The 22907-nt window shown below is 41.4% G+C and carries 25 protein-coding genes and 3 pseudogenes; 22 read left to right on the top strand and 6 right to left on the bottom strand.

Features of this window, described 5'->3' with window-relative positions; genetic code table 11:
• The first annotated feature begins 2 nt into the window (after window positions 1–2).
• The 8 genes from ybeY to AAHB12_RS08050 all read left to right on the top strand — a co-directional run bounded on the left by ybeY (window position 3) and on the right by AAHB12_RS08050 (window position 5104).
• Window positions 3–473 (top strand): rRNA maturation RNase YbeY, encoded by a 471-nt coding sequence (gene ybeY / locus AAHB12_RS08085; RefSeq protein ID WP_342044909.1) that lies wholly within the window; start codon window positions 3–5, stop codon window positions 471–473.
• Complete coding sequence (locus tag AAHB12_RS08080; protein ID WP_342044908.1) at window positions 470–823, top strand: diacylglycerol kinase family protein; 354 nt, start codon at window positions 470–472, stop codon at window positions 821–823. Before ybeY ends, AAHB12_RS08080 begins: the two co-directional genes overlap by 4 nt.
• 41 nt (window positions 824–864) lie before the next feature.
• Window positions 865–1281 (top strand): cytidine deaminase, encoded by a 417-nt coding sequence (locus AAHB12_RS08075; RefSeq protein WP_410776139.1) that lies wholly within the window; start codon window positions 865–867, stop codon window positions 1279–1281.
• Window positions 1274–2182 carry a GTPase Era gene (gene era / locus AAHB12_RS08070; protein ID WP_129727294.1) on the top strand — a complete coding sequence of 303 codons (909 nt, stop codon included), beginning with the start codon at window positions 1274–1276 and terminating at the stop codon, window positions 2180–2182. The genes AAHB12_RS08075 and era overlap by 8 nt, the downstream gene beginning before the upstream one ends.
• Window positions 2183–2440: 258 nt before the next feature.
• A complete protein-coding gene (locus tag AAHB12_RS08065; protein WP_129727292.1) occupies window positions 2441–2584 on the top strand; it encodes a YqzL family protein in 144 nt (47 codons plus the stop codon).
• 32 nt (window positions 2585–2616) lie between these two features.
• Complete coding sequence (gene recO, locus AAHB12_RS08060) at window positions 2617–3363, top strand: DNA repair protein RecO (protein ID WP_129727290.1); 747 nt, start codon at window positions 2617–2619, stop codon at window positions 3361–3363.
• A gap of 266 nt (window positions 3364–3629) precedes the next feature.
• Window positions 3630–4268, top strand: coding sequence for a helix-turn-helix transcriptional regulator (locus tag AAHB12_RS08055; protein WP_205650895.1), 639 nt, complete (start codon window positions 3630–3632; stop codon window positions 4266–4268).
• A 26-nt stretch (window positions 4269–4294) separates the two neighbouring features.
• Complete coding sequence (locus AAHB12_RS08050; RefSeq protein WP_129727288.1) at window positions 4295–5104, top strand: pyruvate, water dikinase regulatory protein; 810 nt, start codon at window positions 4295–4297, stop codon at window positions 5102–5104.
• A 100-nt stretch (window positions 5105–5204) separates the two neighbouring features.
• On the opposite strand, the pseudogene AAHB12_RS08045 reads toward AAHB12_RS08050, so the two are convergent.
• From AAHB12_RS08045 to AAHB12_RS08035, 3 genes and pseudogenes are all read right to left on the bottom strand, one after another.
• Window positions 5205–5582, bottom strand: a pseudogene (locus tag AAHB12_RS08045) (response regulator transcription factor); the annotation flags it as partial.
• Window positions 5583–5584: 2 nt separating this feature from the next.
• Window positions 5585–5860, bottom strand: a pseudogene (locus tag AAHB12_RS08040) (ABC transporter permease); the annotation flags it as partial.
• 1 nt (window position 5861) lies between these two features.
• On the bottom strand, window positions 5862–6764 hold the full coding sequence (locus AAHB12_RS08035) for an ABC transporter ATP-binding protein (protein ID WP_342044907.1): 903 nt from the start codon (window positions 6762–6764) through the stop codon (window positions 5862–5864).
• Window positions 6765–7227: 463 nt separating this feature from the next.
• Between AAHB12_RS08035 and AAHB12_RS31695 the strand changes: the two genes are divergently transcribed.
• The 8 genes and pseudogenes from AAHB12_RS31695 to AAHB12_RS08000 all read left to right on the top strand — a co-directional run bounded on the left by AAHB12_RS31695 (window position 7228) and on the right by AAHB12_RS08000 (window position 14361).
• Window positions 7228–7377, top strand: a complete 150-nt coding sequence (locus AAHB12_RS31695) for a hypothetical protein (protein ID WP_246040194.1) — start codon at window positions 7228–7230, stop codon at window positions 7375–7377.
• A 27-nt stretch (window positions 7378–7404) separates the two neighbouring features.
• A pseudogene (locus tag AAHB12_RS31690) lies at window positions 7405–7686 on the top strand (DUF188 domain-containing protein); the annotation flags it as partial.
• 39 nt (window positions 7687–7725) lie between these two features.
• Window positions 7726–9525, top strand: coding sequence for a DNA primase (dnaG, locus tag AAHB12_RS08025; protein ID WP_342044906.1), 1800 nt, complete (start codon window positions 7726–7728; stop codon window positions 9523–9525).
• A gap of 59 nt (window positions 9526–9584) precedes the next feature.
• Complete coding sequence (gene rpoD / locus AAHB12_RS08020) at window positions 9585–10703, top strand: RNA polymerase sigma factor RpoD (protein WP_129727282.1); 1119 nt, start codon at window positions 9585–9587, stop codon at window positions 10701–10703.
• 533 nt (window positions 10704–11236) lie between these two features.
• Entirely contained in the window at window positions 11237–11599 is a 363-nt protein-coding gene (cccA, locus tag AAHB12_RS08015) for a cytochrome c550 (protein ID WP_129727280.1), read from the top strand.
• Window positions 11600–11845: 246 nt separating this feature from the next.
• Window positions 11846–12553, top strand: a complete 708-nt coding sequence (locus tag AAHB12_RS08010; RefSeq protein ID WP_129727278.1) for a tRNA (adenine(22)-N(1))-methyltransferase — start codon at window positions 11846–11848, stop codon at window positions 12551–12553.
• Entirely contained in the window at window positions 12550–13671 is a 1122-nt protein-coding gene (locus AAHB12_RS08005) for a Nif3-like dinuclear metal center hexameric protein (RefSeq protein WP_129727276.1), read from the top strand. Before AAHB12_RS08010 ends, AAHB12_RS08005 begins: the two co-directional genes overlap by 4 nt.
• Before the next feature lie 291 nt (window positions 13672–13962).
• Window positions 13963–14361 (top strand): DoxX family protein, encoded by a 399-nt coding sequence (locus tag AAHB12_RS08000; protein ID WP_342045026.1) that lies wholly within the window; start codon window positions 13963–13965, stop codon window positions 14359–14361.
• Between the two features lie 339 nt (window positions 14362–14700).
• On the opposite strand, the gene AAHB12_RS07995 is transcribed toward AAHB12_RS08000, so the two are convergent.
• Both AAHB12_RS07995 and vrrA read right to left on the bottom strand, forming a co-directional pair.
• The gene (locus AAHB12_RS07995) at window positions 14701–15642 is read right to left on the bottom strand and encodes a 4-hydroxy-3-methylbut-2-enyl diphosphate reductase (protein ID WP_129727274.1); all 942 of its coding nucleotides are present in this window, start codon (window positions 15640–15642) and stop codon (window positions 14701–14703) included.
• A gap of 79 nt (window positions 15643–15721) precedes the next feature.
• Entirely contained in the window at window positions 15722–16678 is a 957-nt protein-coding gene (vrrA, locus tag AAHB12_RS07990; RefSeq protein ID WP_342044905.1) for a VrrA/YqfQ family protein, read from the bottom strand.
• A gap of 170 nt (window positions 16679–16848) precedes the next feature.
• Here vrrA and AAHB12_RS07985 point away from each other — a divergent pair, with 170 nt between their 5' ends.
• Both AAHB12_RS07985 and AAHB12_RS07980 read left to right on the top strand, forming a co-directional pair.
• Window positions 16849–18153: a DEAD/DEAH box helicase gene (locus AAHB12_RS07985; RefSeq protein ID WP_342045025.1), complete on the top strand. Its 1305-nt coding sequence runs from the start codon at window positions 16849–16851 to the stop codon at window positions 18151–18153.
• 184 nt (window positions 18154–18337) lie between these two features.
• Window positions 18338–19231, top strand: a complete 894-nt coding sequence (locus AAHB12_RS07980) for a deoxyribonuclease IV (protein ID WP_342044904.1) — start codon at window positions 18338–18340, stop codon at window positions 19229–19231.
• Window positions 19232–19309: 78 nt separating this feature from the next.
• Here the strand turns inward: AAHB12_RS07980 and AAHB12_RS07975 are convergent, their stop codons facing one another.
• The gene (locus AAHB12_RS07975; protein ID WP_342044903.1) at window positions 19310–19564 is read right to left on the bottom strand and encodes a DUF2624 domain-containing protein; all 255 of its coding nucleotides are present in this window, start codon (window positions 19562–19564) and stop codon (window positions 19310–19312) included.
• A gap of 178 nt (window positions 19565–19742) precedes the next feature.
• On the opposite strand from AAHB12_RS07975, the gene AAHB12_RS07970 reads away from it, so the two are divergent.
• The 4 genes from AAHB12_RS07970 (at window position 19743) to AAHB12_RS07955 (ending at window position 22814) form a co-directional block, all read left to right on the top strand.
• Complete coding sequence (locus AAHB12_RS07970) at window positions 19743–20624, top strand: YitT family protein (protein WP_129727264.1); 882 nt, start codon at window positions 19743–19745, stop codon at window positions 20622–20624.
• A 159-nt stretch (window positions 20625–20783) separates the two neighbouring features.
• A complete protein-coding gene (locus AAHB12_RS07965) occupies window positions 20784–21557 on the top strand; it encodes a metal ABC transporter ATP-binding protein (protein ID WP_129727262.1) in 774 nt (257 codons plus the stop codon).
• Window positions 21554–22387, top strand: coding sequence for a metal ABC transporter permease (locus AAHB12_RS07960; RefSeq protein WP_342044902.1), 834 nt, complete (start codon window positions 21554–21556; stop codon window positions 22385–22387). The genes AAHB12_RS07965 and AAHB12_RS07960 overlap by 4 nt, the downstream gene beginning before the upstream one ends.
• A gap of 13 nt (window positions 22388–22400) precedes the next feature.
• Window positions 22401–22814, top strand: coding sequence for a Fur family transcriptional regulator (locus AAHB12_RS07955; protein WP_342044901.1), 414 nt, complete (start codon window positions 22401–22403; stop codon window positions 22812–22814).
• The last annotated feature ends 93 nt before the right edge of the window (window positions 22815–22907 follow it).

Genomic DNA, 22907 nt, shown 5'->3' with positions numbered 1-22907 from the left:
ATATGGGAGTGACAATTGACTTTTTTGATGAAACAAAGGAAATCGCTGCAGAGCATCTTGAAACGCTGCAGCAGTTAATTTACTTTGCCGCAAAGCGGGAAGGAATTGAAGAAGAAGCGGAAATGTCTATAACATTTGTGGATAATGCGCGCATTCAAGAAATAAATTATGAATACCGTGGTAAGAATCAGCCAACTGACGTAATTTCTTTTGCAATGGAGGAGCTAGGGGAAGGAGAACATGAAATTGTTGGCGAGGATATGCCGCGCATTCTCGGGGATATTATTATCTCCATCCCAAAAACGAAAGAGCAGGCTGAGGAGTACGGTCATTCCTTTATGAGAGAGCTTGGCTTTTTAGCTGTACATGGCTTTTTGCATTTGCTTGGCTACGATCATATGACAGAAGAGGATGAAGCTGTTATGTTCACAAAGCAAAAGGAAATTTTAGCTGAATACGGACTGCACAGATGAAAAAGGGGAAGCTGCTAAAAAGCTTTCAATATGCGTTTTTAGGAATTGCATTTTGCTTACGTTCAGAGCGGAATATGCAAATTCATGCAGCGGCTACTGTGCTTGTTTTATTAATGGGGACCTATGTTCGAGTAACAAAAATGGAATGGCTCGTGCTGCTTTTAACGATAGGTGGGGTATGGTCCTTAGAAATGGTAAATACAGCGCTTGAGAAGACGGTAGATTTGATAACAGCAGAGCGGCATCCTTTTGCTAAAATTGCAAAGGATGCTGCAGCTGGCGCCGTACTCGTTTTCTCGTGTATTGCTGTGGTGATTGGGCTAGTAATCTTTATTCCATATTTGTGGTAGCTTACAGCTGCATTGGACCGCAGTGTAGCACATAATTTTCGATGGAGAGGAAGAGGGCTGTGAGTGTTCAAGATCTTATTCAACAAGCAATAGAGGCACGGCAGAAGGCGTATGTACCCTATTCAAAGTTTAGTGTCGGAGCGGCGCTTCTTACGAAGGATGGGAAGGTATATAGGGGCTGTAATGTAGAAAACGCTTCATACGGCTTAACGAACTGTGCAGAGCGTACTGCGTTATTTAAAGCTGTTTCAGAAGGGGATACTGAGTTTTCGGCTATCGCTGTTGTAGCGGATACGAACGGTCCTGTGTCGCCTTGTGGCGCATGCCGGCAAGTTATGGTAGAATTGTGCAAGCCGGACACGAAGATATATTTGTCAAACTTACGGGGAGATATATTGGAAACGAGTGTCACAGAGCTATTACCAGGAGCATTTTCATCGGAGGATTTACATGAATAAAGAAGGATTTAAATCAGGATTTGTTTCGATTATCGGAAGACCAAACGTTGGAAAATCAACATTTCTTAACCGAATGATTGGTCAAAAAATTGCTATTATGAGTGACAAGCCGCAAACAACGCGCAATAAAATTCAAGGGGTATATACAGAGGAAGACGCGCAAATCGTTTTCATTGATACTCCCGGCATACATAAGCCAAAGCATAAGCTTGGCGACTTTATGATGAAAATTGCGCAAAATACGCTTAGAGAAGTAGATATTGTTTTATTTATGGTCAACGCTGAAGAGGGACCAGGCCGCGGTGATGAGTTTATTATTGAGAAGCTGCAGCATACGAAGCAGCCTGTGTTTTTGATTATCAATAAAATTGATCAAATTCATCCAGATGAACTTCTTCCATTGATTGACAAATACCGTACATTGTATCCGTTCGCAGAGATTATCCCGATTTCTGCTTTAGAAGGAAATAATGTGGATGCTCTTGCAAGAACGGTAAAAAAATATTTGCCTGAGGGGCCGCAGTATTATCCATCTAATCAGATTACAGACCATCCGGAGCGTTTCATTATGGAGGAGCTTATCCGGGAGAAGGTGCTGCATTTAACGCGTGAGGAAATTCCTCATTCCGTTGCTGTTGTGATTGATGCGATTCAAAAGCGTGAAGGCGGTGCCGTTTACGTAAATGCGACAATTGTTGTCGAGCGCCCGTCTCAAAAGGGGATTGTGATTGGCAAGCAAGGGGCTATGCTAAAGGAAATTGGGAAACGGGCCCGCATGGATATTGAAGCGCTTTTGGGATCTAAAGTTTTTCTGGAGGTTTGGGTGAAGGTCATTAAGGATTGGCGTAATAAAATGACGCAGCTGCGAGACCTCGGCTTCCGCGAAGATGAGTATTTGTAGAAAGCTTTCATTCCCGCAGCTTGTTCCACTTAAAAGATACATTTCCAGCTAGAAGTTAGTTGAACATAGCAGGAAATTTTAGGAACAAAGTATACGTGCAACCATGCCGCTGCCTACGTCAATCGGTGAGTTTTCTTTACCTGTAGAGAAAGCAGTAAAATTAGAAAAATTTTTCTCACATGAAATTGGACAGTTAAGGTCATTTTAATAACAAGAAATTGAAACATATGCTAGTTTGACTGAGGAAGGTGGGTTCTTATGTTGAAGTTTACCTGGAATGTCTTTGCAAATACGGGCAACATTGAAACATATCTTCTCCTAAAAGAGCTTGAGAGTAACGGGGAAGAGGTACCAAACCAGCAAAATGAGGAGCTAGCAGAACTCGATTCTTCGATTTCTTGATCTTAGCTGTTCGGCCCGCGGAGGTGACGAACATGTTTCAAAAAATTGAGGGAATTGTTATTCGGACCACAGACTATGGAGAAACAAATAAAATTATCACAATTTTCTCCCGGGAGCTTGGCAAAATAGGTGTTGTAGCAAGGGGAGCAAAAAAACCAAAAAGTAGGCTCGCGGCCATTTCGCAGCCTTTTACACACGGCTATTTCCTCATTCAAATTGGTTCTGGTCTCGGCACAGTACAGCAAGGAGAAATTCTTTCTACGATGAGGGATTTGCGTGAGGATTTAATTGTGACAGCGTACGCTTCTTTTGTAATAGAGTTAACAGATAAAGCAACGGAGGACAAGCAGCCAAATGCATTTTTGTTTGAATTGTTATATCAAACGCTGCATTATCTGGACGAGGGAGTGGATCCAGAGATTTTAGCGCTCATTTATCAAACAAAAATGCTTCCGGTTCTTGGGTTTTATCCACAGTGGGATGCTTGTTCGATATGCGGTCAAGACGAACAGCTTACCGCCTTCTCTGTAAGAGAGGGCGGATTTCTATGTCAGCTTCATGCTAAGCAGGATCCTTATTGTATTCCTGTAAATGAGGCTGTTGGCAAGCTTCTCCGTTTATTTTATCATTTTGATTTAGCTCGTCTTGGAAAAGTATCGGTGAAAGAAGAAACAAAAAAACAAATTCAGACCATCCTGTACGCATATTATGATGAATACTGTGGGATTTATTTGAAATCGAGACGATTTTTGAGTCAGCTTGACAAATTTCATACATAGATAAGAACAGAGCCTATAGGAAATAGGTTCTGTTTTTGTATTTGCAGAAAGCTGTTAGGCGCAAACAGAGGCGCAGCCCTACTTATACTGTATTCCTAAAATTTCTGACTACGTCGAATCACTTCTAGCTAGAAATTTATACTTTCCTACAGTATAAAAAAAGAAATGCTCCTTTACAAAATAGCGTTCTTTTTCAGGCACCCTATTTAGTATATAATGTTTAGAAGACAACATAATTTTATTTCGGATGCTGCGTGGCGAAGGTGGTGATTACCATAGAACTAAATAAAAGACAAGAACAGATCATCCAAATTGTGAAGGATAACGGTCCTATCACAGGGGAGGCAATTGCGGATCAGCTAAACTTAACGAGAGCAACGCTTCGGCCTGATTTGGCTATTTTGACAATGGCTGGCTATCTGGATGCTCGTCCGCGTGTCGGATATTTTTACACTGGGAAAACAGGGGGACAACTGCTTTCAGAAGCAGTTAAGAAGCTGGTGGTAAAAGAGTATCAATCCCTGCCAGTTGTAGTGGATAAAAACGTATCTGTATATGATGCGATTTGCACAATGTTTCTAGAGGATGTTGGCACTTTATTTGTAATCGACCATGATGCACTGCTTATCGGTGTTTTATCGAGGAAGGACTTACTTCGTGCGAGTCTGGGCAAACAAGAATTAACTGCTGTACCTGTTAATATCATTATGACAAGGATGCCTAATATTACAACGTGCCGAAGAGAAGATAGCCTCTATGAGGTTGCTAAAAAGCTCATTGAAAGGCAAATTGACGCGATGCCAGTCGTGAAGGAATCGGAGAAGGGTATTGAGGTCATAGGACGCATTACAAAAACAACAATCTCACGAGCATTTGTCGACTTAGTAAATAATGAATTGTTGTAATAGTATATCAGAAGTGAGGGAATAGGATGAATAGTCAAATAGTCTACGTTGTCTCGGATTCCGTAGGCGAAACAGCAGAGTTAGTTGTTCGAGCTGCGATGGGGCAATTTCTTTTTGTACCGGATATTCGCCGTGTGCCGTATGTAGAGGACACAGGAACTTTAAAAGAGGTAATTTCGATCGCCAAAAGCAACCAAGCGATGATTTGCTTTACACTAGTGAAACCGTGGATGAGAAGTTATTTAGTGGAAGAGGCAGCTAGAGAGGGCGTCCAAGTATATGATATTATCGGCCCTCTAATTGAACAAATTCAGTCTCAGACTGGGGCAACGCCTCGTTACGAGCCGGGTCTCGTTCGTCTTTTGGATGAGGAATATTTTAAAAAGATTGAAGCGATTGAATTTGCGGTGAAATATGATGATGGCCGCGATCCGCGTGGTATTTTAAAAGCGGATATCGTACTGATTGGTGTATCGCGTACATCTAAAACACCATTGTCTCAATACTTGGCCCATAAACGATTAAAGGTAGCAAATGTGCCGCTTGTTCCCGAGGTAGATCCTCCGGAGGAGCTGTATCGTGTACCGAAAGAAAAATGCTTTGGGTTGAAAATCGATCCGGAAAAGCTAAATGATATTCGCAAAGAGCGTTTAAAAACATTGGGCTTAAGCGATGGAGCAACCTATGCGAATATTGAGCGAATTAAAGAGGAACTGCGTCATTTCGAAGCAATCGTTGATAGAATCGGCTGCAAGGTAATTGATGTATCTAATAAGGCAATTGAAGAATCGGCAAATGTAATTTTAAATATATATCAAAATCAACGTAGTCTATAGAACGCATTGGTGAAAAAGAAATAACAAGCTGTCTATTCCCTTTGGACAAATCGCTCTAAATGTTCACAAGAGTGATTTGTCCAAAGGGGAACCACATCAATTAAATCCAGCCTTTTTTCTCAGCGATACTGACGGCTTCCATTCGGTTTTTGGCGTCAAGCTTGCGGAGGATTTCTGAGATGTAGTTGCGGACAGTGCCGGAGGATAAATAAAGTTCAGCAGTGATTTCTTTGGTCGTTTTTCCAAAGGCTGCTGCTCGCAAGATTTCTTGCTCTCTTGGTGTGAGTGGATTTTCTTCGCGGATCACTTCAAAGGTTAGCTCGGGACTGAACACCCTTTTTCCCGTCATCACCTTGCGAATCGCATCTGCCAGTTCGTCAATCTCTCCATCCTTGAGGAGGTAACCATGGACACCGATTTTTAATGCCCGTTCAAAATAACCAGGTCGGGCGAAGGTAGTTAAAATAATTACCTTGCTTGGAGCGGCGTGATTCTTATAAATGTTGACCAGCCCTGGGCACGTTCCTGAACCATCCGAATCCCATGTGTCATAATCGCCGAGCCCATCACACTAAATGTTGTCATCGACATTAAATAATGCGCCTGCCACTGAGCCTGATCCTCGACATTCGTATTCACCACATTGGTAAAAATATAGTAAAAGATTATCGGCATTAACAGAGACCAAAAGACATAGTAACGATTTCGGAGCACTTTGATAATTTCTGCCCTGCATTGCAATTTTAATGTGTTCATCTTATATGACCTCCTTATGTCCGCTCGTCAGCTGCTTAAATGCCTCTTCTAGCTTACCGCCTTCAATTTGAATCTCACGTGCACCAATTTTTTCTTGGAACAGCAATTCCAGTACCTTATCTGTATTATTGGTTTGGATGTAAACACGATCATTTTTCCGAAAGATATCATTGATTTCTGGATGGAGATACAAATTTTCAAGTGATACTTCAGGATCGACCTTAAAGGAGACAGACTGCTTCGAAATCCTCGATTTGATTTGTTCAGGCGTTCCATCAGCGACAATTACGCCATCTTTAAAAAGTAAGATTCGCTCTGCCGCATCATCGGCTTCTTGCAGATAATGGGTTGAGAAAATAATGGTTTTTCCTTGCTCTGCAAGTACCTTGACCGTATGCCAAAAGCGATTTCTTGATGTAATATCCATCCCGACAGTCGGTTCATCAAAAATAATTAACTCCGGATTCCCTGCAAGCGCTAAGGCGAAGCTCAGTCGTCGCTTCTGTCCGCCAGATAATTTTTCAGCCATCGTCTTTAAATCATTCTCTGTGAGTCCTGTTAAGGTCACTAATTCCTGAAGCGATAGCGGATTGGGATAATAGCTTCGGATCAATTCAAGAATTTCTCGTACCTTGAGTCCAGGCATTACGCTGACTTCCTGCAGCATCACACCGATTTTCTCTCGCACTTGTTTTTCACGAGGCTGGTGATTGAACAGCTTTATTTCACCTGCTGTTGGGGTAAGGAGTCCTAAAATCATTGAGATTGTTGTCGTTTTTCCCGCTCCGTTTGGACCAAGAATCGCGACTACCTCTCCTTTTTTAATGGAAAAAGAGACGTCATTAACGGCTTTTTTATTTGGAAAGGACTTTGTTACATTTTTTAAGCTCACAACTTTGTTCATGTATAAACCACCTCCGGTTTTCTTGATTTCATTGTATGATCCAAAGCTGGTGAATTTTAGTAAGGGATGTCATGAATGTCAGGTGACAAATGTCATATTGTTGAGGTTTTGCAATGATTAGCGCATGAAATCTTCTAAAAAATGAGATGTTTTTGGATGTGGGAATATAAAGATGCCATAACGAATCCCAAATATGGGAATGATGGTAGTAGAAAATAAAAAAGTTTCTCGGTTAATAAAAATATTTTAAGGAAAATAAAAAGGGTTATAGCGAAATTGAGGGAAATGTATTATAATAAAAAATTGTGATAAAAACAATATATTTTACGTTTAGACTTTGTTTTTTCCGAATAAACTATGGGTAGAATGATGTAAGCATCTTTTTAAAGAAGTTGAGCAAAAATCTAGACAAGAAAACATGTATTGTGGAAGGATTCAAAGAAGGGATGTAGAATAGAGAAATATGCCAAAAATCAGCAAGATTTTTGTTGATGCGGATGCATGCCCCGTTAAGGAGGAAATTGTGCAAGTCTGTCAGGCATTTCATGTTCCCATTTACTTTGTGGCATCTTACGCCCACCAAACAAACTTTGGCGGAGGAACATGGATGTAAGTTGATTCTGTTTAAGATGAAGCAGACTTTCATATTTACAAGCATGCGAAGCTAGGAGATCTTGTCGTAACGCAGGATATGGGTTTGGCATCCCTGCTCGTGAAGAAAGGTGTACATGTTCTGTCTCCAAGAGGAACAATCATCACGGATGAGCAGATGGATACAATTTTATATAACCGATATGTATCTGCAAAATTGCGCAGAGAAGGAACCTTTTTAAAAAGCCCAAAAGCATTTTCCAAAGAAGACAAAAAGAAATTTCAACAAAGTTTACAAAAAATATTGTCGAATCATGAAGGAATTCACTAATTTGTATCGAATACAACATACAATACGGAGATGGAGCTTATGACGAACCGAATTCCTGAAGAAGTAATAGAGCAAGTTCGTCGTTCCGTTGATATTGTAGACGTTATAGGCGAATATGTTCAATTAAGAAAGCAAGGACGAAATTATTTTGGATTATGTCCTTTTCATGGAGAAAGCACACCTTCTTTTTCCGTCTCAGCTGATAAACAAATTTTTCACTGTTTCGGCTGTGGCGAAGGAGGAAATTCTTTATCATTTCTCATGAAGATGGATGGTATTTCGTTTACAGAAGCAGTGAAAAAGCTAGGAGAAAAAACGGGTGTAGATGTAACACAATATATTTCTGAACAAGACAGTATGGTAGAACAGCCGCAAGCCGATTACACCTCCAGCATGGTAGAAGCGCATGAACTGCTCAAAAAATATTATCATCATCTTCTTGTGAATACAAGGGAAGGAAATGAAGCCTTTCAATACTTGCTTGACAGGGGGATTTCGAGAGAGATTATGCTTCGGTTTGAAATCGGATATGCGAGTTCTTCTCGAGATCATGCTGCTAAAGTGCTGCAAAAAAGAGGCTTTTCACTTCCTCTTATGGAACAGGCCGGCCTTGTCGTACAAAGTGAACAGGACGGCTCCTATTATGACCGCTTTCGTAATCGCATCATGTTCCCGATTCAGAACATGCAAGGCAAGACTGTTGCGTTTAGCGGAAGAGCAATCGGACAAGATAATCCAAAATATTTGAATAGTCCAGAAACTCCTGTTTTTCAAAAAAGCAAGCTGCTTTACAATTTTCATTATGCGCGTCCATCGATCCGGAAACAGCAGCGAGTGCTGTTGTTTGAAGGATATGCTGATGTATTAGCTGCCATTCGCAGCGGCTTTGAGGAGTCAGTTGCGACAATGGGAACCGCATTAACAGAAGAGCAGGCTAAGATTCTTCGCCGTAATACAGAAACTGTAGTTCTTTGCTATGATGGAGATAAAGCTGGACAAGAGGCAACTGAAAAGGCCGGCCGTGTTTTGCTGAACATTGGTAGCCAAGTAAGAGTAGTTATGCTTCCAGACAAGCTTGATCCAGATGAATATGTACGAACACACGGTGAGGCTGCATTTCAGAATCTTGTGGAGAACAGTGGTAGCTTTATTGACTTTAAGCTTCAGCATCTCCGCTTCGGACGAAATTTGCAGGATCCGCAGGAGCAAGGAGAATATGTACAGGCCGCAGTTCGAGAGCTTGGAAAGTTAACGACTTTTGTACAAGCACAGCCCTATTTACAGTTGCTTGCAAAAGAGTTTCCATACCATATTGAGGACTTGCGAAATGAATTGCGCCAACTGCAGCAAGTGCAGCAAAAAAAGGAGCGCCATACCATCGCGCAAGCCGCACAGCCGGTAAAGGCGAAGCCGAGGTTTGCTGGTTATGAAAGAGCTGAGCGAGAGTTGATTTACCATATGCTGCAAAGCGAAGAAGTGACTCAGCGTGTCCAACCGTTTATTGAATATTTTCATACAGAGGAACATAAAGGGATTTTATATGAACTGTATGCATATTATGAAAAAGGATGCGAACCTGACATCAGTCACTTTCTCAATTGGCTTTCGAACGAGCCGTTAAAAAACATTGTAGCAGAACTCGCAACAGACGAAATGATTAATACGGAGTATTCCGAAGAGCTGCTTCAAGGGAATCTCGATTCTCTCTATAAGCACAAGCAAAGGATAGAACAAATGAACCGTGTTTTTGAACTGCGAAACCTAGAACGAACAGATCCTTTAGCAGCAGCCAGGTTCGCACAAGAGCATATCATTAATAAGCGAAAAGCAAAACAATAGCTTTTTCTATTATAACAAGTTATAATTTTTATTTGTATCTCGCGTAAGGAGGGGAACAAATGGCTGACAAATCAGCTCGTTCTAAAGAAATGGAAACTGATGTGACTTTCGAGCAGGTAAAGGAACAGCTTACAGAGCTCGGCAAGAAACGCGGCGTTCTTACATACGAGGAGATTGCAGAACGCATGAACGGATTCGAAATCGAATCTGATCAAATGGATGAATACTATGAATACTTGGGGGAACAAGGCATTGAACTCATAGGTGATGCTGAAGAAGACCCAAATGTTCATCAATTAGAAAAAGAAGAAGAATTTGATTTAAATGATTTAAGCGTTCCTCCAGGCGTGAAGATCAATGATCCGGTTCGGATGTACTTAAAGGAAATCGGGCGTGTCGATTTGCTTTCCGCTGAAGATGAAATCCAATTGGCAAGACGTATTGAAGAGGGCGATGAAGAAGCAAAGCGCCGTCTTGCTGAAGCAAACTTACGTCTCGTTGTTAGTATTGCAAAGCGTTATGTAGGTCGCGGCATGCTGTTTCTTGATTTAATTCAAGAAGGGAATATGGGATTAATTAAAGCGGTCGAAAAGTTTGATTACCGCAAAGGTTATAAGTTCAGTACGTATGCAACATGGTGGATTCGCCAGGCGATTACACGTGCGATCGCAGACCAAGCGAGAACCATTCGTATTCCTGTGCATATGGTTGAGACGATTAACAAGCTTATTCGTGTGCAACGCCAATTACTCCAAGATCTAGGTCGTGAGCCAAGTCCAGAAGAGATTGGTGAAGAGATGGATCTAGCACCAGAAAAGGTACGCGAAATCTTAAAGATTGCACAAGAACCTGTTTCATTAGAAACACCGATTGGCGAAGAAGATGATTCGCATTTAGGTGATTTTATTGAAGACCAAGAAGCTACTTCACCGGCTGATCATGCTGCATACGAATTGCTAAAAGAGCAGCTTGAGGATGTGCTTGATACATTAACAGACCGGGAAGAAAATGTGCTCCGTCTTCGATTTGGATTAGACGATGGGCGTACGCGCACACTAGAGGAAGTAGGAAAAGTATTTGGTGTTACGCGAGAACGTATCCGTCAAATTGAAGCAAAAGCACTTCGTAAATTAAGACATCCTAGCCGCAGCAAACGTCTTAAGGATTTCTTAGAATAACCGTTTAAGAAAGTTTACTTCATTGCAGGTGAAGTAAACTTTTTCTTTTCTGCCTTAAGAAAGGATAAATTTCCAGTTAGGAGTTCATTCGACAGGGCAGGGGATTCTAGGAATAAGGTGTAAGTGCAGCTATGCCTCTGTCGTTGCCTCGAAAACTTCTCTCATGCTTTTGTAGAGAAAGGAAATGCTAACCAGTTACAATTCTTGTAATTTATTTTACAGAATTGTCTATTGATTTGCAAATGCTCATTTTATTATTTTTCGAGCAAATTCTGTGTTGGTTTACAATATTTAAGTTGAATAGTAGGAGTTTTTGCTACATCTCGAAGATTTTTAGCAAAAAAATTTAGAGGATATTTCTTTCATTTGTCAAAATAAAAATACATATTTTATAAATTATGGAAAAAAATAAAAAAATTAGGGGATTTTCCTCCCGTTTTGGAGTTTATGCTTTTCCGATAGAGCGTTTTCAAGTACAATAGAACTGTTCATACAAAAATAGTTAATGGGGTACATAGAGGGGGAGAAAAGAAATGAAACGCAACCCGTTAATTCCGTTCGCATTGATTGCAGCTTTAGGGATTGCTTTAACGTTTCTGCTTTCATTCCAAGGGTTATACAAGGCGGAACAACTGGCGGATGCCGAGAAAAATGGTGGCACAACAACGCAAACAGCTGCTGCGAAGCCAGAAGATATTGTGAAGCAAACTTGTGTAAGCTGTCATGGGGACCAGCTACAAGGAAATATTGGTCCAAACTTGCAAAAGGTTGGCGACAAACTGTCTAAAGAGGATATTCAAGGTGTTATTCTAAATGGTAGAGGAAACATGCCAGCTGGGTTACTTCCGGCTGATCAGGCTTCCAAAGTAGCAGAATGGCTGTCACAAAAAAAATAATATATTAGACCCTTTGTACATGTTTACAAAGGGGTTTTTTTTACTTTAAGTATAAATTCCTAGTTGAAGGACAATTCGACGTAGCGAGAAATTTTAGAAATACAGTATAAGGGCAGCAGTTGAGTTTAATTTCCCTTCCTCATTATGACCTAACCGGCTTTCTTATGCTAAAATAAGTCGTTACTGTCGCTTGCAACAGTATAAAAAAATTCTTATGATGAAGAAAACAAGTAAAGGATGAACAGAATGAACGAGGTAAAGCTTTCAAAGAGGCTGCAGGCCGTTGCGGAAGAAATTATCCCGCAATCCGTCTTAGCTGATATCGGATCGGATCACGCATATTTGCCATGTTATTGCGTGTTACATAACAGAATTGTTTCTGCAATTGCCGGCGAGGTGGTAGAGGGACCATATCAATCGGCAAAAACGACAGTTGAACAGCTTCATTTAGAAGATAAGATTTCCGTACGCAAAGGAGACGGCCTGTCAGTTCTTGCTGGCGGGGAAGCAGATGTGATTACGATTTGTGGTATGGGGGGTGCTCTCATTCGCGATATATTGGAGCGAGGGAAAGGGAAGCTGCAAGGGGTGCAGCGTCTCGTGCTGCAGCCAAATATTGGAGCCCATAATATTCGCCAATGGTTAATTGAAAATGGATGGGAGCTGAAAAAGGAACAGATTTTAAAAGAGGACGGAAAAATTTATGAAATTTTGTGTGCTGAAAAAGGAAATCCCATGCAGCCTTATGAGGAGCAAGAGACAGCAGGAGTACTGATGGGGCCGTTTTTATTGCCGGAGAAAAATACCGTGTTTGTAGAAAAGTGGCAGCATGAGCTAAAGAGTCTTAAAATGATTTATGAACAGCTGAACAAAGCGGCTGAAACAGAGGAAACAGAAAGAAAGCGGCAGGAACTGCTTGAGAAAATCGCTCTTATTGAGGAGGCGTTAGGATGAGCAAAATTCCAAACGGTCATGAGATTATTAGCTTATTTGAAACAATGTATCCAAAAGCTTTTGCGATGGAAGGGGATCCTATTGGCTTGCATATCGGTGCTTTAAACCGTCCTGTTACAAATGTACTAATCGCATTAGATGTAACAGAAGAGGTTGTGGATGAGGCGATTGAGAAACAGGCAGGTTTAATTATTGCGCACCATCCGCTTGTATACCGCCCATTAAAAACGATTCACACAGATACCGCTTATGGCCGAATCATCGAAAAGTGCATCAAGCATGATATTGCCGTATATGCTGCTCATACAAATGTTGATATTGCAAGCGGCGGGGTAAATGATTTATTAGCTGAAGCGCTCGGTTTAATGCAAACGGAGGTTTTGGTGCCGACATACGAGGAAAATTTGAAAAAGCTGGTTGTTTTTGTCCCTGTCTCGCATCGGGAATCAGTGCAGCAAGCTTTGGGAGATAGCGGTGCAGGACATATTGGAAACTACAGCTCTTGCACCTTTAATGTGGAAGGAACAGGAACCTTTTTACCTCTAGAGGGAACCAACCCCTATACTGGAACAGCAGGGAAGCTTGAGCATGTTGAGGAAGTACGGATCGAAACCATTTTCCCAGCGTCCCTGCAGCGTAAAGTGGTACGGGCCATGCTTGCGGCTCATCCATATGAAGAGGTTGCGTACGATATCTACCCGCTTGAGAATAAAGGAAATGTGCTAGGCTTAGGGAAAATAGGATATTTACCAGAGGCCATGACACTGGAGCAATTTTCCGGATATGTAAAAGAACGATTAGACGTCCCGGCTGTTCGAGTTGTCGGAGCGCTGCAGGATACAGTGAAAAAGGTGGCAGTTGTTGGTGGAGATGGGAATAAATACATCAAACAAGCGAAGTTTAAGGGCGCAGATGTGTATGTTACAGGTGATTTGTATTATCACGTCGCACATGATGCCATGATGCTTGGGTTACATGTTGTGGATCCGGGACATAATGTAGAAAAAATTATGAAGGCAGGGGTACAGAAGCAGCTGCAGCAAAAAGCAACAGAAAAGAAATTGGCTGTTACAGTACACGCATCCACGATTAATACGGAGCCATTTACATTTATATAGACAGGGCTGTTACATTCATCACTACAATATAAAGTTCTTGTTATGCATAAAAAACAAATCTCTGTTGCAAAATGAACCCATGAACAAAAAGTACCCCCATTATAGAAACAGATAAAGTTGACTAATCTTTTCTCGATAGGGGGGTAGGGGTTTTTCTCTAGAGAATCCTTTTTAGGAAGAAGTAAAACGAGTGATATACTCCGTTCCTGCTTTTTATTGATGCCGAGCGCAGGGAGGGCATTCTTGCCAAAGAATAAGGAAAGAAGGGCTAGCATGGATCATTTCGATTCGATGGCAAATCTTGGACTATTAATCATTCGATTAGTAGTGGGAATCACATTTATTGGACATGGTTGTCAAAAATTGTTTGGATGGTTTGAAGGGGCTGGTGTAAGCAATACGGGAGAATGGTTAGAATCTATCGGAATTAAGCCAGGAGGGAAGATTTGGGCTGTTCTAGCTGGATCATTTGAGCTTGTTGGAGGAATCCTTTTCGCTGCTGGAGAGCTCACTTCCTTAGGGGCTATTCTTATCATTATCATTATGATTGATGCCATCGTGACAGTGCATGGCCGCAATGGCTATTGGCTTACAAATAATGGATTTGAGTATAACATGGTCCTAATTGCGGTGACAGCTGGCGTAGCGTTAGTAGGTCCAGGTGATTACGTATTGCTTTATCGACCATAATTGTAACAATTTTGTTTTTCAATAGCTTAAAAAGCGGAAGAGCCCTCTCTTCCGCTTTTTATATATAATTTTTTAGGTGCCGCCCTACAGCCAAGGTCTATTCCCTTTCGCGGAATACCCTTCTCCGGTGTTATGAAAAAAACAGTTAGCAGTGAAAACCCTATGGAAAGCTTCTATGAATCAAATTTTCCTGAACCTCTCGTTTTGTACGTGGATTATTTTACACTGTAAGAAAGTATAAATTTCTAGCTGGAAGACAATTCGACGCAGCAAGAAATTTTAGGACTACAGTATAAGGGCAACTACGAGAGCAAAGGCTAGGTGTGCTAGCGCTCCTGATCACTTCGTTTTCACTTTGGGTAAAATCTTAGAAAGCGGTACCTGTCGCTTGCGTTCCCATGTTGCGGGATTGGATGGATCGTATTGCTCAATGAAGGCAATGACTTCCTTTGTAATTGGTGTAGGAGTAGAAGCACCTGCTGTAATCGCAACAGTTTCTACACCTTTAAGCCACTCGAGCTGAATTTCGCTTACATCTGAAATACGGTATGCATTTGTTCCGGCAATTTCCATAGAAACTTGAGCCAGCCGATTGGAATTATTGCTTTTTGGATCGCCTACGACAAGAGTTAGGTCTGCTTCTTTTGCTTGATCAGCCACCGCTTCTTGACGAACCTGTGTTGCCAGACAGATTTCCTTATGGAATTCTGCTGTAGGATAACGCTCTTGGATTTTTTTCATGAGATTTTGTACATCCCATTGGCTCATCGTTGTTTGATTTGTAACCAAAATTCGATCGGTTGGCAGATTCAAAGCAGTTACGTCCGCTTCCTTCTCGACCAGATGTACAATATCAGGTGCGATACCAATTGCCCCCTCCGGCTCTGGATGTCCTTTTTTGCCAATATAAACAATATGGTATCCATGTTCCTTCTTATCGCGGATTAAATCATGTGTCTTTGTGACGTCAGGGCATGTAGCATCAATAGTTGTTAACCCCTTCTCCTGCGCGCGTCTTTTGACTTCAGGGGATACACCATGCGCTGTGAAAATTACAGTGCCAGACTCTACCTGTTCTAAAATTTCAAGACGGTTTGGACCATCCAATGTAATAATGCCCTCTTCTTCAAATGCATCAGTTACATGTTTGTTGTGGACGATCATTCCTAATATATAAATTGGTCGTGGTAAATCTTTATCAAGCGCCGCATTGCGCGCAATGACCATCGCGTCTACCACCCCATAGCAATAGCCGCGTGGGGCAATTTTAATTACCTTCATCGTATTCCTCTCCTTTTTAGCAAGGACTTTCACCAGCTAGTCTTCTTCATTATAAAGGAGGAGAGGAGCCTTGACAAAGCTATACATATAATTTTGGTGATGATGTTTTCGTGGCAGCAGGTGAAGTTGGCTGCTGTGGCGGCGTTTGTGTGTCTTCTACTGTTGGATTATTCTGTTTCTTCTCTTCTTTCTTAGCTGTTGGTTTTGACGTTTCCTCTTGTACAGCTATTGGTGCTGCCGGTGTTGTCGCCTCTGTTGTTTTCTCTGTTGTTTTCTCTGTTGTTTTCTCTGTTGTTGCCTCTGTTACTGCCTCTGTTGTTGTTTCCTTATTGCTGCTAGGGGTAAGTGCACTTAAAATTTTCGTCAAGTTTGGGAATTTTTGCATAAGCGGGCCATATTGCTGCACAACGGGAGTGACAGTTTGCGCAACTTGCACAATCTTTTCTACATTTCCTACGATAGCGGAAGGGTTGGCGACCAAGTTAGAAAAAAAACTGCCAATTCCTCCTGTGTTGCTTGCTGTTGCAGCGCTTGTTGCTGCAGCCTGCGGGATCATCCGGGTATTTGTCTGGGCTGCCGGTTGTTGACGGGGATGCATCATAGGCTGCTGCGTCTGGGAGCCGTAGTTGTTGTTTGGCATAAAGGGTGAACCGGTATCTTGCGAATTTTTATTTTTCTTTCCAAACAGCTTTGATAAAATTCCTCCTTGCCGTTTTTGTTGCATTGGCATTTGCTGCATCGGCATCTGCCGCATCGGCATTTGCTGCATCGGCATTTGCTGCATCGGCATTTGCTGCATTGGCATTTGCTGCATCGGCATTTGCTGCATTGGCATTTGCTGCATTGGCATTTGCTGCATTGGCATTTGCTGCATTGGCATTTGTTGCATCGGCATTTGCTGCATTGGCATTTGTTGCATCGGCATTTGCTGCGTTCGCCTTTGCTGCGTATCCCTTCTCATTCCTCCAGCTGGATATGGGTGTGATTGCGGCATGTACATCATCGGTTGGCGGGGAGGTATTTGTGGCTGGCTCATAAAAAGCACTCCTTTCTTGTTGGTGTATACACTACCATATGCAGCAACAAGAAAAGAGGTTAGTTTTCCAAGCATAGCATCAAACTAATAATAGCTTTTCCATGTAGAATTCGTTATAATGATAACTTGCCTGATTTGTGCGTTAAATAAGGAGAAAGAAGGTGGAACAGATGACAGCATCATTTGAACAGTTTGTATTTCAGCCGTTTTTATTAAAGGCTGTGAAGGATCTGGGCTTTTTAGAGCCAACTGAAATTCAGTGTAAAATTTTTCCGATTGCGAAAAAAGGACATAGTGTTATCGGTCAATCACAAACAGGTTCCGGTAAAACACACGCGTACTTACTTCCAATTTTACAGGCAGTTCAACCACAGCAGGAAGAAGTGCAGGCTGTAATTACAGCGCCGACACGTGAATTGGCGCAGCAAATTTATCAAGAAATTCTAAAGCTTACGAAATTCTGCCAAGAGGAACAGCTGATCACCGCACGTTGCTTTGTTGGTGGAACGGACAAGCAGCGTACAATTGATAAGCTGAAAAAGCAGCCGCATATAGTTGTTGGTACACCTGGACGCATCCACGATTTAGTCGAGGAGCAGGCATTATTTGTACATACAGCTTCGACCATTGTTGTCGATGAGGCAGATTTAATGCTTGATATGGGATTTATTGAAGATGTTGATAAAATTGCAGCGCGGATGCCGCAAAAATTACAAATGCTCGTTTTCTCAGCAACGATTCCTGAAAAACTTAAGCCGTTTTTGAAAAAGTATATGGAAAATCCAGAGTATGTACATATCAATCCGAATCAGGCAGCCGCACAAAACATTGAGCACGCGATTATACCGCTGCGCCATCGTAATAAGAAGGATCTATTGAAAGATATTCTGATGCAATATCAGCCGTATTTGGCGATTATATTTACAAATACGAAAAAGAATGCAGAAGAAGTTGCGCAGGCGCTAGCGGAGCGCGGATTAAAGGTTGGCCGCATTCACGGTGATTTGGCACCGCGTGAACGCCGGAAAATGATGAAGCAAGTGCATGAATTAGAGTACCAATATATTGTTGCGACAGACTTAGCGGCTCGTGGTATTGATATCGAAGGAGTTAGTCATGTTGTGAACTATGAACTGCCTGATGATCTGGATTTCTATATTCACCGCGTTGGCCGTACGGCACGCGCTGGTTTTTCTGGAACCGCCATTACAATTTACGAACCAAGTGATGAAGAAGCACTAGATAAGCTTGAGAAACGCAAGATTGAATTCCATCATATTGACTTGCGAAGCGGTGAATGGGTCGACCTTGGTCCGCGCAGAAAGCGTCAAAGCCGCAAAAAGCAAGAAAATGAGATGGATGTTATGGCGAAGAAGGTTATCAAGAAGCCAACTAAAGTTAAGCCAGGATATAAGAAAAAATTAAATGAAGAACGAGAGAAAATTAAGCGGAGATACAGTAAGAAAACGAAATAAGGGGGCGTGCTCCTTTGTTTCGTTTTTTATACTGTAAGAAAGTGTAAATTTTAGCTAAGAGACAATTCGACGTAGCGAGAAATTTTAGGAATACAGTATAAGTAGGGCTACGCCTCTGTCTTCGCCCAAGAGCAGGGCTCGCCAGTCGGCGAGTTTTCTTTAGTAAACAAATGAGGTGATATAGATGCTGAAAATAGGTTCACACGTATCAATGAGCGGTAAAAAAATGCTGCTTGCATCAAGTGAGGAAGCCGTTTCTTACGGGGCTACGACATTTATGGTGTATACGGGCGCGCCGCAAAATACGAGACGCAAGCCGATTGCGGACTTGAATATAGCGGCGGGGCTTCTTCATATGCAGGAGCATGGCATTGAGGAGATTGTTGTGCACGCTCCTTATATTATTAACATCGGCAATACGCAAAATCCTGATACCTTTCAGCTCGGGGTTGATTTTTTACGTCTGGAAATTGAGCGGACTGAGGCATTGCAAGCGGCGAAGCAAATTGTCCTGCACCCAGGAGCGCATGTTGGAGCAGGAGCAGATGCTGGCATCGCTAAAATTATTGAAGGTTTAAATGAAGTGCTGACTGTAGATCAAACAGTGCAAATTGCTTTGGAGACAATGGCTGGAAAAGGCTCTGAGTGCGGCAGAAGTTTTGAGGAAATCGCTAAAATTATTGAAGGGGTAACGCATAACGAGAAGCTGTCTGTTTGTTTTGATACATGTCACGTACACGATGCCGGTTATGATATTGTAAATGACTTTGACGGGGTACTAGAGCAGTTTGATCGTATTATCGGTATTGATCGCATTCGCGTGCTGCATATTAATGACAGTAAAAACGAACGCGGTACGCATAAAGACCGTCATGAGAATATTGGATTTGGACATATCGGCTTTGAAACGCTTAGCTATATTGTCCATCACCCGCAGCTGCAGCACATTCCCAAAATCCTTGAAACACCTTATGTCGGAGAAGATAAAAATAATAAAAAAGCTCCATATAAGCAGGAAATTGAGATGCTGCAAAGCCGAACCTTTGACCCGGAGATTTTGAGTAAAATCATGTTGTGAAGAAAACTCGCCGATTGGCGAGTTTTTAAGAGGAGACAGCCTTATGTACCAAAAAGGGGGAGGGCTCACTCCTCCTTTTTAGTTTAGCAGATTTTGCAGCAATATATTTACTTGTTGCGCTGTTGATGGTGAGGTTACCTGTGCGATTTGTTTGATAAGTTCAATTCGCTCTATGTGACTATAAATGTTAATATTCTTCCCTTTTATGAGGGAAACAATTTTTTGTGCTTGGTCTTCCGTAATGGGAATTTGATACTCCTTGCTTAATTTCAGCAATTCATTCGTTGTGATGTTGTTTAGCTTTTTATTTACAATTTGCTGAATGAAGTTCATACGCTTCCTCCTTTTCCGCTATCTAACGGAATATATGTAAAGGAAGCTTGTTCATATTCCTTTGTTTTCCCAACTTGAAGAAAAGTATGGTATAATAAAGTTTATCTAACTTTGTGTAAAATGTCACAATAGCAGTATACACGTAGGCATAAAATAGTAATCTTGTAAAGGAGAAGCGATGGGGAATAAACAACATAAAAAAGAAAGCTTAGGTCATATTTTATATCGTTTAGTGATGATTATGATTGGGGCGGCTTGTGCAGCAGTAGCGATTGAGCTATTTTTGATTCCGAATAAAATTATTGATGGCGGAATCATTGGTATCTCCCTCATTTTGGACTTTATTGTACCGCAAAGTGTCTGGTGGCTTAACTTTTCCACTTTAGTAATCCTCCTGAATTTACCTTTTATGTACTCCGGGTACAAACAAATCGGAAAAACATTTATGTTTTCTTCAATTTTTGCAGTCATCTGCCTTGCTGTTATTGAAGGAGTGCTTCATCACTTTCAGCCATTTACAACAAATCCGATTTTAGCTACTGTATTTGGCGGTTTAACTCTTGGGGTTGGCGTTGGGCTTGTAATTCGACATGGGGGTTCTTTGGATGGAACAGAAATTTTAGGAATTCTGCTTACAAAGAAGCTGCCCTTTTCTGTTGGAGAGTTCGTGATGTTTATGAATATCTTTATTTTTGCTTGGGCGGCATTTGTGTTTGGGCTTGAGCAGGCGATGTATTCAGTGATGACATATTATATTGCATTTAAAACCATTGATACGGTCATTCAAGGTCTTGATGAAACAAAGGCAGTGATTATTGTTTCAGACTATTATGAGGATGTGTCAAATGCCATTTTGGACCGTCTTGGCCGCGGTACAACGAAGCTTGTTGGCAAGGGAGGATACACGGATAAAGAGAAAGAGGTTATTTATGCGGTTATTACTCGCCTTGAGGTAACGAAGCTGAAAAGCATTGTGCACGAAATTGATCCAAAAGCATTTATTACAATTATGAATACGCAGGAAACAAAAGGTGCAAAGTTTAAGTCTGCAATTCATTAACAAGAGATGGTGCCATCTCTTGTTTTTTCGTGCGGCAGGCAGGAGTATAGAAAAGATCTAGTCTAGTGTAAGATAAATGAGTTTACAATTGGTGTGAACTGTACTATAATTCGAACAGATATAAATCGGAAGAATTCTGAATTATAAAGGTGAGATATGATGAATCATATTATAGAAATTGATCATTTATCGTTTCAGTACGAGGATCAAAAGGTGCTGGAGGATATTCATTTACATGTTCGTAAGGGTTCCTTTCTTGGACTTGTTGGCCCAAATGGATCCGGTAAATCCACCCTTCTAAAATGTATATTGGGGATTGTAAAGCCAAAGCAGGGAACGATTCGGTTATTTGGTATAGATAGTCGCAAGTTTAAAGACTGGAATAAGATTGGCTATGTATCACAAAAGGCAAATAGCTTTAATTCTGGATTCCCGGCTACTGTATTTGAAGTAGTATCGATGGGGCTTGTATCAAAGACGGGTTTGTTTCGATTTTTGAATAAGTCACAAAAGAAAAAGGTGAAACAAGCCATTACGGATGTTGGGATGAGCGAATTTATGAACCGTAATATCGGAGAATTATCGGGTGGACAGCAGCAGCGTGTTTTTATTGCCAGGGCACTTGTAAGTGAGCCGGAGTTGCTCATTTTGGATGAACCGACAGTAGGTGTTGACGCTGAGAATGTGCAAAATTTTTACAGTATGCTGGAGCATTTAAATACAGAGCTGGGAATTACGCTAATTCTTGTTACACACGATATCGGAGCTATTACAGAAAAGGTAACGCATGTTGCTTGTTTGAATAAGCACTTGCATTTTCATGGAGAGACAGAGCTATTTGAGGAGCGGAAGAACCATGATTTGTCAGCATTTTATGGGCATCATATTCATCTGCTTGAACATAGTCATGAGCACCACGGAGGGACAAGATGATACAAGATTTTTTGCAGTATGATTTTTTGCGTAATTCGCTATATGCCGCTGTTCTTATTGGTCTTGTTGCCCCACTGCTTGGCGTGTTTATTGTCATTCGGCGATTGTCGCTTATTGCCGATGCGCTTAGCCATGTAACGCTTTCTGGTATTGCCGCAAGCTTACTTTTGGAGAAAACATTATTTCCGGGCGGATTTATCAACCCTTTATATATGGGGATGGTGTTTTCGATTGGCGGAGCGCTTTTCATTGAAAAGTTGCGGGCTGTATATAAGCATTACCAAGAGCTGGCAGTGCCGATTATTTTATCGGGAGGCATCGGTATTGGTGTGATTTTTATTTCGTTGGCTAATGGATTTAATACCGATTTATTCTCCTATTTATTCGGAAGCATCAGTGCGGTAAGCAAGGGAGATCTTACGGTTATTATCAGCATAGCTGTTCTTGTTCTTGCAACAGTTTTCCTCCTATATAAAGAGCTGTTTTTACTTTCCTTCGATGAGGAGTATGCAACTGCAACGGGCCTGCGTGCGAAATGGATTCATTTCATTTTTATTGTACTGGTGGCTCTTGTGATTGCTGCATCTATGAGAGTTGTCGGCATTTTACTTGTATCATCGCTCATGACCTTACCAGTGGCGGCGAGTATCCGCATTGCAAGGGGGTTTAAACAGACTATCTTCTTTTCTATTCTTTTTGGAGAACTGGCTGTTGTGGGAGGACTTATCACTTCATATCAACTGGATTTGGCTCCAGGAGGGACAATTGTGATGATTGCTGTTGCAATTTTGGTAGGAGCGATCATGTGGAAAAAGAAAAAAACAGCGTAAAGTAGGGATGGACATGAATCTGACAGAAGCGTTAAAGCTAATGAAGGAAAAAGGCTTCAAGCATACGGGAAAGCGTGAAGATATGCTGAATCTATTTTCTTCACATAATAAATATTTAACGGCAAAAGACGTGTTGGAAAATATGAAGGATACCTATCCAGGCTTAAGTTTTGATACCATCTATCGTAATTTAGCTCTTTTTGTGGAGCTTGGTATTTTAGAACAAACAGAATTGAACGGGGAGAAGCATTTCCGCTTTACATGTTCAACGACACAGCACCACCATCATTTTATTTGTCTCGACTGTGGGCGAACGAAGGAGGTTCACCTCTGCCCGATGGATGTATCCTTGTCGGGATTTGAAGGCTTTGAGGTAACAGGACATAAATTCGAAATATACGGGAAATGTCCGGTTTGTGTAAAATAAAACAAGGGACTTTTGCTTAAAGTGTGAAAAAGAGCTTGGAAGACGTTCCAAGCTCTTTTTCTTGTATTGATTATGTTTAGTCTGTACATCATG

The organism is Bacillus sp. OTU530, assembly GCF_038440375.1.
The sequence above is the reverse complement of the archived record's forward strand: the minus strand, read 5'-3'. Positions and strand labels throughout refer to the sequence as shown.

Bases quoted from the DNA above. Each gene is read 5' to 3' on its own strand.
- AAHB12_RS08065 (WP_129727292.1), top strand. From the start codon at position 2,441: ATGTTGAAGTTTACCTGGAATGTCTTTGCAAATACGGGCAACATTGAA.
- AAHB12_RS08035 (WP_342044907.1), bottom strand. From the start codon at position 6,764: ATGAACAAAGTTGTGAGCTTAAAAAATGTAACAAAGTCCTTTCCAAAT.
- AAHB12_RS08005 (WP_129727276.1), top strand. From the start codon at position 12,550: ATGAGCAAAATTCCAAACGGTCATGAGATTATTAGCTTATTTGAAACA.
- cccA (WP_129727280.1), top strand. From the start codon at position 11,237: ATGAAACGCAACCCGTTAATTCCGTTCGCATTGATTGCAGCTTTAGGG.
- AAHB12_RS07980 (WP_342044904.1), top strand. From the start codon at position 18,338: ATGCTGAAAATAGGTTCACACGTATCAATGAGCGGTAAAAAAATGCTG.
- AAHB12_RS07955 (WP_342044901.1), top strand. From the start codon at position 22,401: ATGAATCTGACAGAAGCGTTAAAGCTAATGAAGGAAAAAGGCTTCAAG.
- AAHB12_RS08080 (WP_342044908.1), top strand. From the start codon at position 470: ATGAAAAAGGGGAAGCTGCTAAAAAGCTTTCAATATGCGTTTTTAGGA.
- AAHB12_RS07975 (WP_342044903.1), bottom strand. From the start codon at position 19,564: ATGAACTTCATTCAGCAAATTGTAAATAAAAAGCTAAACAACATCACA.
- rpoD (WP_129727282.1), top strand. From the start codon at position 9,585: ATGGCTGACAAATCAGCTCGTTCTAAAGAAATGGAAACTGATGTGACT.
- AAHB12_RS07965 (WP_129727262.1), top strand. From the start codon at position 20,784: ATGAATCATATTATAGAAATTGATCATTTATCGTTTCAGTACGAGGAT.
- AAHB12_RS07985 (WP_342045025.1), top strand. From the start codon at position 16,849: ATGACAGCATCATTTGAACAGTTTGTATTTCAGCCGTTTTTATTAAAG.
- recO (WP_129727290.1), top strand. From the start codon at position 2,617: ATGTTTCAAAAAATTGAGGGAATTGTTATTCGGACCACAGACTATGGA.
- AAHB12_RS08075 (WP_410776139.1), top strand. From the start codon at position 865: ATGGAGAGGAAGAGGGCTGTGAGTGTTCAAGATCTTATTCAACAAGCA.
- AAHB12_RS08000 (WP_342045026.1), top strand. From the start codon at position 13,963: ATGGCAAATCTTGGACTATTAATCATTCGATTAGTAGTGGGAATCACA.
- AAHB12_RS31695 (WP_246040194.1), top strand. From the start codon at position 7,228: ATGCCAAAAATCAGCAAGATTTTTGTTGATGCGGATGCATGCCCCGTT.
- AAHB12_RS07970 (WP_129727264.1), top strand. From the start codon at position 19,743: ATGGGGAATAAACAACATAAAAAAGAAAGCTTAGGTCATATTTTATAT.
- AAHB12_RS07995 (WP_129727274.1), bottom strand. From the start codon at position 15,642: ATGAAGGTAATTAAAATTGCCCCACGCGGCTATTGCTATGGGGTGGTA.
- AAHB12_RS07960 (WP_342044902.1), top strand. From the start codon at position 21,554: ATGATACAAGATTTTTTGCAGTATGATTTTTTGCGTAATTCGCTATAT.
- AAHB12_RS08010 (WP_129727278.1), top strand. From the start codon at position 11,846: ATGAACGAGGTAAAGCTTTCAAAGAGGCTGCAGGCCGTTGCGGAAGAA.
- ybeY (WP_342044909.1), top strand. From the start codon at position 3: ATGGGAGTGACAATTGACTTTTTTGATGAAACAAAGGAAATCGCTGCA.
- vrrA (WP_342044905.1), bottom strand. From the start codon at position 16,678: ATGAGCCAGCCACAAATACCTCCCCGCCAACCGATGATGTACATGCCG.
- dnaG (WP_342044906.1), top strand. From the start codon at position 7,726: ATGACGAACCGAATTCCTGAAGAAGTAATAGAGCAAGTTCGTCGTTCC.
- era (WP_129727294.1), top strand. From the start codon at position 1,274: ATGAATAAAGAAGGATTTAAATCAGGATTTGTTTCGATTATCGGAAGA.
- AAHB12_RS08050 (WP_129727288.1), top strand. From the start codon at position 4,295: ATGAATAGTCAAATAGTCTACGTTGTCTCGGATTCCGTAGGCGAAACA.